Origin of the sequence: Pantoea stewartii subsp. stewartii, assembly GCF_008801695.1 — a bacterium.
GTDB classification, from domain to species: domain Bacteria; phylum Pseudomonadota; class Gammaproteobacteria; order Enterobacterales; family Enterobacteriaceae; genus Pantoea; species Pantoea stewartii.
This window is the reverse complement of record NZ_VZPF01000206.1, coordinates 1-977: the sequence shown is the minus strand read 5'-3', so window position 1 is coordinate 977 and position 977 is coordinate 1. Positions and strand designations below refer to the sequence as shown.

At 49.9% G+C, this 977-nt stretch carries 1 protein-coding gene; it reads left to right on the top strand.

What is annotated here, in order from left to right; all coding sequences use genetic code 11:
• Positions 1-224: 224 nt before the first annotated feature.
• The coding region (locus F7Q90_RS25735) for an IS110 family RNA-guided transposase (protein WP_151161166.1) at positions 225-977 on the top strand (753 nt) is incomplete at its 3' end.

Genomic DNA, 977 nt, shown 5'->3' with positions numbered 1-977 from the left:
CCATCCCTTCACCCTTGTATGTAATAGAGATGTGGTGGTTAGCTACCATCACATGAAGCGGGGAGAGCCTGACCTTCGCCCTAAGGCAGTGACCTTCGTTTGGCAGCATAGGCCCTCCGCTTCACCTTTCACGCCAGCATTAACATTGAACGGTTGCCAAGAGCAATGACTCTGCATGTACAAGGGTAATAGGCGTGATGGTTCAGTGAAAGGAGAAAACGTCTATGTTTCAGTTAGGTATCGATGTCAGCAAGAACACCCTGGATTTATGCCTGCTGCGGGAAGGTGTAAAAGGCAGAGTCAAAACCCGCAGAATTAAAAACGATGTCAATGCAGCCAGTACAGTAATCACCTGGCTCGGTAAACAACAATGTGCTCCTGCCGATGTCCATATCATCATGGAAGCCACGGGGATTTATCATGAATCGCTGGCATATGGCCTTTACAGGGCCGGAGCTAAAGTTTCGCTCGCCAATCCACACCGCAGCAGAGAGTTTGCGCGTGGCATGGATATTCTGACGAAAAATGACCAGGTTGATGCTTATATGCTCGCCTGCTACGGTGCACTTAAGGTGCCGGAACCGTGGGTTCCTCCGCCAGAGAGTGTTCGTTATCTCTGCGCCCTCCTGCGTCGACGGGATGCGCTTGTCACTGACCGCAGCCGCGAAAAAAACAGACTGGAAAAATGCCGGGCAACAGACATTCCGCCTGCGATAGATGAATCTATCGAAAATGTGCTTCGTAACCTGAGTGCAGAGATAGAACATCTTGACGAATTGATCCTGACTCACCTTGATCAGCATCCTGAGTTAAAGACGGATTTTGACCTGCTGACATCAATAAAATCCGTGGGTTTTCAGTTAGGTCTGAACATGCTGGTTATCCTGCGGAGTCATCATTTCGATACAGCAGAACAGGTTGCGGCGTTTCTGGGCGTGGTACCCGTTGAAAGATCCTCCGGCACCTCGGTCAGAAAT